Origin of the sequence: Desulfosarcina sp. (assembly GCF_041551955.1) — a bacterium.
Classification (GTDB): Bacteria; Desulfobacterota; Desulfobacteria; order Desulfobacterales; family Desulfosarcinaceae; genus Desulfosarcina.
This window is the reverse complement of sequence record NZ_JBFELV010000182.1, coordinates 1-9355: the sequence shown is the minus strand read 5'-3', so window position 1 is coordinate 9355 and position 9355 is coordinate 1. Positions and strand designations below refer to the sequence as shown.

The 9355-nt window shown below is 58.0% G+C and carries 12 protein-coding genes; all 12 read right to left on the bottom strand.

All coding sequences use genetic code 11. The features are described from left to right. The coding region (locus ABYV26_RS14310; protein ID WP_372682033.1) for a hypothetical protein at nt 1-373 on the bottom strand (373 nt) is incomplete at its 3' end. Continuing rightward, a complete protein-coding gene (locus tag ABYV26_RS14305; RefSeq protein WP_372682032.1) occupies nt 370-750 on the bottom strand; it encodes an ExbD/TolR family protein in 381 nt (126 codons plus the stop codon). The genes ABYV26_RS14305 and ABYV26_RS14310, both read right to left, overlap by 4 nt. Further along, the gene (gene exbB, locus ABYV26_RS14300; protein ID WP_372682031.1) at nt 743-1165 is read right to left on the bottom strand and encodes a TonB-system energizer ExbB; all 423 of its coding nucleotides are present in this window, start codon (nt 1163-1165) and stop codon (nt 743-745) included. The genes ABYV26_RS14305 and exbB overlap by 8 nt, the downstream gene beginning before the upstream one ends. Next, on the bottom strand, nt 1152-1349 hold the full coding sequence (locus tag ABYV26_RS14295; protein WP_372682030.1) for a hypothetical protein: 198 nt from the start codon (nt 1347-1349) through the stop codon (nt 1152-1154). Before ABYV26_RS14295 ends, exbB begins: the two co-directional genes overlap by 14 nt. Beyond that, entirely contained in the window at nt 1336-2217 is an 882-nt protein-coding gene (locus tag ABYV26_RS14290) for a 4Fe-4S binding protein (protein WP_372682029.1), read from the bottom strand. Before ABYV26_RS14290 ends, ABYV26_RS14295 begins: the two co-directional genes overlap by 14 nt. Beyond that, the gene (locus tag ABYV26_RS14285; protein ID WP_372682028.1) at nt 2195-2824 is read right to left on the bottom strand and encodes a YHS domain-containing protein; all 630 of its coding nucleotides are present in this window, start codon (nt 2822-2824) and stop codon (nt 2195-2197) included. Before ABYV26_RS14285 ends, ABYV26_RS14290 begins: the two co-directional genes overlap by 23 nt. A gap of 11 nt (nt 2825-2835) precedes the next feature. After that, a complete protein-coding gene (locus ABYV26_RS14280) occupies nt 2836-4965 on the bottom strand; it encodes a TonB-dependent receptor (RefSeq protein ID WP_372682027.1) in 2130 nt (709 codons plus the stop codon). 140 nt (nt 4966-5105) lie between these two features. After that, entirely contained in the window at nt 5106-5960 is an 855-nt protein-coding gene (locus ABYV26_RS14275; protein ID WP_372682026.1) for a response regulator, read from the bottom strand. Next, nucleotides 5957-6385, bottom strand: coding sequence for a response regulator (locus ABYV26_RS14270; RefSeq protein WP_372682025.1), 429 nt, complete (start codon nt 6383-6385; stop codon nt 5957-5959). Before ABYV26_RS14270 ends, ABYV26_RS14275 begins: the two co-directional genes overlap by 4 nt. Before the next feature lie 34 nt (nt 6386-6419). Further along, a complete protein-coding gene (locus tag ABYV26_RS14265) occupies nt 6420-7847 on the bottom strand; it encodes an ATP-binding protein (RefSeq protein ID WP_372682024.1) in 1428 nt (475 codons plus the stop codon). After that, nucleotides 7831-8352 (bottom strand): nitrous oxide reductase accessory protein NosL, encoded by a 522-nt coding sequence (locus ABYV26_RS14260; RefSeq protein WP_372682023.1) that lies wholly within the window; start codon nt 8350-8352, stop codon nt 7831-7833. Before ABYV26_RS14260 ends, ABYV26_RS14265 begins: the two co-directional genes overlap by 17 nt. A gap of 109 nt (nt 8353-8461) precedes the next feature. Further along, nucleotides 8462-9355 (bottom strand): GAF domain-containing protein (locus tag ABYV26_RS14255; protein ID WP_372682022.1); only part of this gene is annotated, 894 nt, incomplete at its 5' end.

Sequence of the window (9355 nt, the reverse complement as noted above, 5' to 3'; positions counted from 1 at the left end):
CCACGGGTGGCGTTTCTTCCGGCACCGGGGTCGGCTCAGCTAATACCGGCGGTCGTTCCTCAGAAACCAGCGGCGGTGGTTCGGCGACACCGGGTAAGCGGTGGTTTTCCGGATTGGTTGGGGGGGCGATCTTCCGGTCTCTGGCAGAATCCTTTGGCGGTGGCGCTTTCTCCCGAAGCTGCGCTTCATCTCCCCCGGACCCGCCGTCTGCTGCCGAACCTTTCCCTACCACTCGACCGCCTGAGTCGAGGCTGAAGTCGAGCGCCACGGTCCTGATCACCGGTGTCATCCCCTGGCTGGCCGCGTAGACGAGCATTATGGCCATTCCGTGGACCATCAGGGAAATATGGATGCCCAGGAGCTGCGTCCTCATACTTTGGTTTCCGTTTGCAGGTGAACCTTCGTGAAACCGAGGGTCTTGACCAAATCCAGCACGTCCACGAAGGATTGAAGCGCGATGGCCCGGTCGGCCCGAATCAGCACCGCCGTGGACCGGTCGACCCCCCCAATGACGTGCCCGAGGTCGGCCAGGGATACGGCCGCCGCGTTGAGAAACACCCGGCCTTCCCGGTCAATGTCGATGACCTGGGATTTCATCGAGCCCGCGGACGCCTCCCCGGCCCTGGGAAGATCGACGGGGATGACCCCCGAGGCGATGAAGGTGGAGGTGGTCAGAACGATGGTCAGCAGCACCAGCATAATGTCCACCAGGGGGATGACGTTGAGGTAATCGAATTCCTTTTCATTCATGTTCGATCTCCCATTGCATCAGGAGCACCTTGACCCGTCTCAGGAGCAGGTTGTAGGCGACGATGGCCGGAATGGCCACCACCAGACCCACCGCCGTGGCCTTCAGGGCCAGGGCGAGCCCCACCATGATTTTCCCGGTGTCCATGAAACCCTCCAGTCCCATGGAATAGAAGGTCATCATGATCCCCAGGACAGTCCCTAAAAGGCCGATGTAGGGCGCATTGCTGCCGATGGTGGCGATGATATGGAGCTTCCCCGACAGCCGCAGTTCCAGGGATTTTTTATTGGCAAAATGGCCGACGCGAATACGGCGGTAGACCATTAACCGCTCCGCCGCCACCGACAGCGCGACGACGCTCATCAGCAGCAGCATACCGATCACCCCATAGTCGATCAGTTCTTTAACCCATTCCATCGGACCCCTCCTTTACCCTTTTAAACGATTGACCGATCAGGATCAAGACGATGCCCAGGCCGACGCCGGCACATCCGAAACAGGCGGCGCAGTTGCCGCTGCAGCGGGAAAGCGGAAGCATGCCGGCCAGGCCGCCGGAGGCCCCGATCAGCGCATACAGAATTTGCGGCTTAACCTTTTTCATATGCGGGCTTTCCTTTCAACGCAGGCGTTGGAAGAAGAGGCTTCCCGTAGTCGATGGCCCCCCTGGCGCATGCGGTTTTGCAGTCCCCGCAGGGCATGCAGGAAAGGGCATCGATTCGGGCGGTCCGGTCTGTCAGGTCGATGGCCCATGTGGGGCAGCTGTCCACGCAGTCGCCACAACCGTCGCATCTGGCGGATTGGACTGATATGCGCCGCCCCCAGCGGACCCCAGCGCGGTTGGCAAGCCCATCCATGGCCCCGATGGGGCAGAGCAGATTGCAATAGGCCCGGCCGCCTTTGGCGAAAAACCCGAGCAGAAGGACCATCCCCAGGTTGATCAATCCGGCGGTCCGCAGAAAATAGGCCAGGTCCGCCCCTGAAAAGGGGGCCCCGATCAAGCGCGGGATGGTGGCGAAGTTGCAGTATGAACAGCAAAGGCTGCCCAGCCCTAAGGCAGCGGCACCGAAGTAGACCGACAGGTACCCATAACGAAAGGCGGGGGCGGGAATGTTGGCAAAATTGATTTTCAGGAAACGGGGTATCAGCCGGCTTCCCATCTCCATGGAGCCACCGATGGGGCAAAGATGGCTGCACCAATAGCGACCGAAAAAGAAGGTGGTCAGCAGGATGCCGAAGACCAGCGCCACCCCCATGTAACTTCTCAGATACCCCATGGCATAGGCGTCCAGGCTGGCGCCTTGGCGCCACACGAAAAACATGCGGGGGCACCAGGTTCCGCAGAAATTACTGTCCCCGGTGAACTGGAACAGGAGCGACAGCGGCGGAAGAAACAGAACCAGCGCCAGCGCCATGATCCAGTAGCGGGGTCTGCCCGGAAAGGCCGGTTTAGTGATGTCCGCCCGATGCATGGGAATCCTCCTTTCCCTTGAAGATAAGGGGCACCTTCAGCACCGATGTTTCGGTGCGGGTGTCGTAAAAAGCCAGGTTGTATTTGCCGCGGGGGGTGTCTTTTCCGTGGTATCGTTCCGGTTCCTTCCGAAATGACGCCAGGCATCCTTCCCCGCAGAAACGACGCGTCTTTCCCTGATACGTGGTTGCAAGGTCTCCCTCACCGACGGACATGCCGCAAACCGGGTCCGTTGGGAAAGCACGCATGAGCACCCACATGGCGAGACGATCTCCGGGTTGAACGCCGTAAAGGATGTCGTCCCGGAAATCAGGCAGCCGCCGCAGTCCCAGGTCGACCACCGGTCCCGAAAGTCGTAGATCGTAATCCAGGGGCGGGTTGCCCTCCAATAAGACGCGGACATCCCCCCGGTAAGGCGGCAGCACCGTTGCCGTGGTAATCTGGGTATAACGATCCCACCCGCTCACCAGAAACGATGGGTGGCGGGCCTTGCCCCCTTTCGCTGACAGGAGCCCGATGGCGTGGCTCGAATCCCCCCAGCGGTACGCTGCCGCGGCCAGGGAAATCAGGACCGCCAAAACAAAAGTGACCATCGATCTGATGCGCACGACTTCCTCCTTCAGAAATGATAGGCCAGCCGCACGATGAAGGATCGCGGCGCCGCCGGAGTATACCGTTTGACGCCCTGGGTGTCTTTTTCGACCTCCACGGCGTAATATTTGTCGAACAGATTGTCTACATTGAGGGTTACTTGAAAGGGTCCCTTTTCGTAGCCGACCATGGCGTTGGTGACGAAATCGTACCCCTCGTACTTCTCGGTGTTGGCGTTGTCCACGTAGTAGGACCCCCACGAAAAGGTTTCCAGCTTGAATTTCAGCCCGGAGGCGTGGCGATAGCGTCCGTAGAGTGAGTACTGATGCCTTGGGATGAATGGCAGTGTGTTGCCGCTCCGGTCCATATTGACGACTGCTGCGCCGGCCCGAACCGGCTCTGAGAAATCCTCGAAGGTATAGTTGGTGTAGGAATAGCCGGCGCCGAATTCCAATCCCTTCAAGGTTTGCCAGGGGGCGGACCAGGCACCGGAGAACTCGAACCCTTGTTTCAGCGTTTCCCCGGAATTGACGTATTGGCTGTCTCCACCGGACCCGATCACCTGGACCACCTCATCCTCCACGGGGGAGTAATAGACGGCGGAATCGAACATCCACGAACGGGCCCGCGCTTTGAGCCCCAGTTCGTAATTTTGGACGGTCACCGGGTTCAGATCCGGGTTTTCGCTGATTTCGCCCTCGGTGGGGGTTTGGATGCCCTGGGAAAAGTTGGTGTACAGATTCAACCACTCCAAGATCAGATAGGTGAGGCCGATCCTGGGGCTGAAACCGCTGAAGTTCTTTCGAACGTCAACAGGATCTTCCGCCGGGACATACCGTCCCAAGCTGTAACTGTATTCCTCGGTCCGCGTGCCGGTGATGTCCATCTGGATGTCGTCGTAGCGCAGTCCCATATCGACGATCCACCGGTCGGTGGGTCGGAGAGATTCTTGAACGTAGAACCCATAGAGATCGACTCGGCGGTCCTGGGTCTCGATCAATTCGCCTTTTTGATCGGAAAGGACCTCGGTGATCCGTCCCCCTGGTGTCGTGGCAAAATCGGCATACCGGTAATAGTCGGTCTCTTGATCGTCCCACCGTCCGGTGGCACCGAAGGTGAGGATGCCTTTCATACCGGCAAGGCGGTGGTTCCGGTTGAGCTGTAGATCGGCCCCGAAAGTGTTGGTGTCCGCATCGTTAATTCGACCGGTGATGGGGTGTTCATGGGCCCATTTATTCAAATAGAGGACGGGTTTGAATTCCCACGGCCCCAGCTCCTTGGTATATTTGGCGTTGACGAAGAAAATATCTGAGTAGCGTCCGGAGTATTGCCAGGGGCCATCGGTCTCCAGGGCCTTGCCGGTCGCCTGGTAGGTTGCGAACTGGCTTTCGTTCAATTTTCCCGGCAATTGGATGTCGGCACTGGTGACCCCGACATAGCTCTCCACGGTCGATCCGTCATCGAGCATCATTGCGCCCTGGAGGGATGCCTGATTGGTTTCAAATTCATTCCACCGCCGCCAGGAATTATCCGATTCCCGCCGGCTGCCGCTCAGGGTGTAGTAGACCGTCTCGGCGATGTCGTCGGAATAGGACAGGTGATAATTTCGGGTGTCATAATCTCCGACCCCGACTTTGGCTACGCCGCCCTCACGCTCAAACGGACTTTTGGTGGTCATGTTGATGACCCCTCCGGCGGCATTGGCGCCCCACAGGGTCGAATTGGGGCCCTTGACCACCTCTACCTGGTCGATCAGCTGGGTATCGATGAAATCCAACCGGGTCAGGCCGTCGGGGTCGGTGATGGGGACGCCGTCAAGAAGGACCATGATATCGCGAACTCCGTACCGGGCCTTGAGACCGGCTCCTCGAATAATAATGCGCGAGTCGTACCCCTGGTTGCGGGTGTCGATGAGAACACCCGGAATCCCCCGAATGACCTCCTTGATGTTGGACATCGGGGTCTCCTGAATGGCCTTATTACCGACCACCGCCACGCTCGCCGGGACCTCGGCGGTCTTGCGTTCGATGCGCGTCGCGGTGACGCTGACTTGATCCAGCTCGTGGGCGGGCAGCGGTTCCTGGGCTGTCACCGGGTTCGAGACAACGAGAGTGACGAAAAGCGCAAGCAAGGCAAAAAAGATTGAGGATGATTTCATGTTGATCCCAGGTTGAAGGTGAGAAGTCTTTTCGGGTCCGTGAGAGGACGGCTGGAATATCCTTGATCTTAATTGTGACGGATGGCCGGGAAAAGTAAAGACTAGAACATCACGTATGGAATACTTAAAATTTCTAGATACTATTTGGTGGAGAGGAGGTAGGTCCTGAGGTTTACTTTTTTATTGGTGATCCCGATTTTCTTGCGGATATTGTTGCGGTTGACCTCCACGGTTCGTGGCGACAGGTTCAGGAGGCTAGCAATCTCTTTGGTGCTTTGGCCGTGCTTGACCAGGTTGGCCACCTGGATTTCCGTGGGCGTGAGCTTGAGATATCCCTGAGAAACCCCGCGCAGGAAAGGCGAGAGGATGTCGTTTAACTGAGTCTCCACGATCTCCAGAAACCCCTTCTGACGCTGGTCGAGCCCACTGGTTTTGAGCCTCTCCAGCAAGGGTTTGACCAGTTCCCGAAAATTGAACACCAGCCGTTCCTCGAGTTCGGTCTTGTCCGCCTCCCGCTGTTTCAGCAGCACCTTGAGGGCGGCGTTGACATCCTCCAGATCCCGGGCTTGGGCTTCCAACTCCCGCTCCCGGTCCAGCAGGGCCTGTTCCACCCGATTCCGTTCAATGGCATAGCGAATCGAGTGCAGGAGGACCTCCGGTGTCATGCGGTTCTTGACCAGATAATCCTGAGCCCCTTTTCGGAGCGCTTCCATGGCGATTGCCTCGTCGTCCAGGCCGGTCAGAACAATCACCGCCACCGTTGCAGCTCCGGAACAGAGGCCGGAGAGGGTGTTCAAACCCACGCTGTCGGGCAGGGTCAGGTCCAGCAGAACCACATCATAGACGCCTTTTTCCAATGCTGTCCGTCCCTCTTCCAAACGATCGAAAACCGTCACTTCGCAACCGGTCGGGTCCGCTTCGAAAAGCATCTCTTGAATCAACCGGGCATCGCCTGGGTTGTCTTCGATCAAAAGGGTGCGAATGCTATCCGTCATGAGGCGTCCTTCGCGGGTAGTTTCACCGTGTCCGACCAGAAACGAAGAATCGATTCGGCCACCGCAAAAAAGGCGTCCAGGTCAAGGGGTTTTCGAATGTAGCAATTGGCTTGGCGGTCGTAGGCGGCCAGGATATCCGCTTCGGCCCCGGAGGTGCTCAGGATCACCACCGGAATCCGTCGCAGGTCCGCATCCGTTTTGATCTCCAACAGAATGTCTCGGCCGTCTTTCCCCGGCAGGTTCAGGTCGAGCAGGATCAGGTCGGGCCGGATGCTCCCGGGGTAGGCTTCTTCCCGCCGGAGGTATTGCATCGCCTCGACCCCATCTGTCACCACCGCCAGACGGTGATGTATACCGCAGTCCCCAAAGGCCTCCTGCAGGAGCCGAACGTCGCCGGGGTTGTCTTCGATCAGCAAAATGTCCATTACCTTCCGTTCCATTTTGCTAGGCGGCCTGACTTTATTCACTCGCCGGCAAAGTGAAGTAAAATGTCGAACCGAGGCCGGGTTCGGATTCCACCCGGATGGATCCGCCGTGCCGCTCTACGATTTTTTTGCAGATCGCCAGTCCTATGCCGGTACCCGGATAGTCCTTCCGCGTATGGAGTCGCTGGAAGATGGTGAAGATCCGGTCGGCGAAGGCAGTATCGAATCCAATGCCGTTGTCCTGGACGGAGAAGGCCCAGAAACGGTCCTCTCTCACGGCCGCCATATGGATCACGGGCCGAATCTCTCGACGGAACTTGATGGCGTTGGCGATCAGATTCTGAAACAGCTGAGACAACTGTGTCGGATCGGCCTCCACCACCGGCAACGGGTCATGGGTGATCCGGGCACCGCTCTCCTCCATGGCCACCCGAAGGTTGGCGACCACCTGACGGAAGACTTCGCGTGTGTCAGTCCATGACGGCGGACGCCCCAGGGTTTCAACCCGGGAGTAGGAGAGCAGGTCTTGAATCATCCGCTGCATGCGCGCGGCGCCATCCACCGCGAAACCGATAAAATCGTCCGCATCGGCGTCGAGCTTTCCCTTGTAACGCCGTTCCAGCAGTTTAACGTAGCTCGACACCATCCGCAGGGGTTCCTGGAGATCATGGGAGGCGACATAGGCGAATTGCTGGAGGTCCCGGTTGCTCCGTTCCAGTGCATCGGTCTGCTCGGACAGTACCCGGGCCGTCCGCTTTCGATCCTCGATCTCGATGGTTAAGCGCTCCCCGGTCAGAAGAAGTTCCTTCAAGTGCCGGGTCCGTTGCCGTTCGAATCGAAACAGAACCATGCCGGCCAGAATGGTGAGTCCGAGGCAGGATAGAAAAAGTATTCCCTGCGCATAGCGAAACCGCCTTAGATTTTCGGTCAGGATCTCCCGAACCTGATCCTCCAGCCGGTTGACGACCCCCATGAATTCGAAAAAGACGGCCTGGTAATGCAGCTCGGCGTCGTCCTGCACAAAATCAAGCCTCTCTTCCCGAACCCGGCGGTTGGCGCCGTCCTTCCATTCGGCGCGCTTTTTTTCCAATTCATCCATATCGGCCAGAAGACCGGGTTGTTGAAAAGGAAGGAACGCTGTTTTCCAATCCGCCTGTGTTTCCGCCAGTCGCCGGAGGTGGCTCACCGCCGTGTCCAGTGGCTCCCAGCTTTCCTCCAACCCGCCGACGATACCATTGTTCAATATCTCCTCGACCATCAGACCGGTGATAGCCGCCTCCAGCTTGATTTTGCCGACGGCGTTCATCATCGGCGCGTCCAGGGACGTCATGCGCTCGCCAATATAGAATCCGTAATATACAAGGGCGAGAATCAGCAGACCGATGCTTCCCACCGAAAGGTAGATAATAGCGGGTGGCGTCTCCCTGCGAACCGGAGGCTTGTCCTCACTTTTCGGCGGCATCTTTTCGAAGCTTTATCATCTGTCGCTTTTTCTGGATCATGAGGGTGTCGCGATACATGTCTTCAAACGCGGCTTTCATGACCGCGTCGAAGTCGGCGTGTTTTCCACCGTGGGCGTCGATGAACCGGTCGGCGGCGGCTTTGGTTTCAAATGCCCATTTGGCGCGGGCGGTCATCACCCCTGTTTTGTCGCCCCCGATCACCCAGAAGGCCGATTCCGCCGCAATTTGTCTGTGGGAGCCGTAGTCTCCCACGGTAATTTTGGACACCGGGCTGTCGGTATGAAGCGCCATGTCGATGGCCGCGCAATGGATCGAGCACATCATCTCTTCATTTCCGTCCGAGTGAGTGATGATCGTCCATGAATGGCCGAACTGCGTCCTTTTCATGCCGCAATAACGGCAGAATTCATCATCGGCATGGACCGAAAACACCCCAACCGGCAGCAGAAGCATCACCGGAAGCACCCATTTAGCCAAGACAACCGGCCTCCATAATTTCGACATGTCGATTTTCCCGATCCTGAAGGGATATTTTTTTGATCAGGTTCTACTTACGTGGTGCAGCAAATAAACCGCCGACTTCAGTCTATAGACATCTGTCCCTCGCTGCCGGTCAGGTCATCATGTAGAAGCCGATGGTCACATCACAGGCGTCTTTGCCCACGAATTGGCAGCCGATCGTCTCTCCGGATACCGATCGCACCACCACCTCTTTTTGAATCACCGAACTGGCCGTATTGTCGAGGGTGAACTTGACCCGGAACCGGTCGTTGACCCGCACATCCTGTTTCCCGAAGACCTTGAAGCCGACCCCATGGCGGGAGATGTTGTCGATCTTAATGCTTCCCCAGTCGTCCGACTTCAAGGCCAGTCGCTCACCCCGGCCGCGGATGAACACGCCGTCGAAGTTGACTTTTTTACGATTCTCCCGGCGCAGTTCGACCTTGATGTACATGTCGTTGCCGCATGCGCAGGTGGCCTTCAGCCGGGTGCCGATGGCGCGGATGTCGGAAATGTCCAGCAGCTTCTGGCGGTTGCAGTGCTTGCAGGCGATGTTGGCCGTCTTCCCGTCCTTGAGCAGTGCCGTGCTCACCAGTTCCGGGTCGTCGGGTTCCCCTTCCTCGAAATGCCATTGCTCCGCTTTCTCCGTTTCGATCTCATTGTCGATGATCTCAATGGGTCCGTCGTAGTCGATAAGGTCGTTGCTCACGGATGGGGGCCCGGGAGCGACGAATTGGAGGATCGTTTCGCGAACGTTGGCCGGTGCCTGATGGGCTCGCCGCCGGATCAGCGCATTGACGATGGTGCTGCCGACGCATTTGACCAGGTTCTGCGTTTCGCTGGACCAGGCAACCGGTTGCTTGACGGCGTCACAGCCGATGATACCCAGCAGGTAGCGGCCGTAAAACAGGGGGGTAAAGAGGAACGATTTGACGCCCGGGGCATGAAACCCCTCATGGGCGGCGGCATCCAGCGCCGTCAAGGTGCCAATATCCGCAACGCGGAT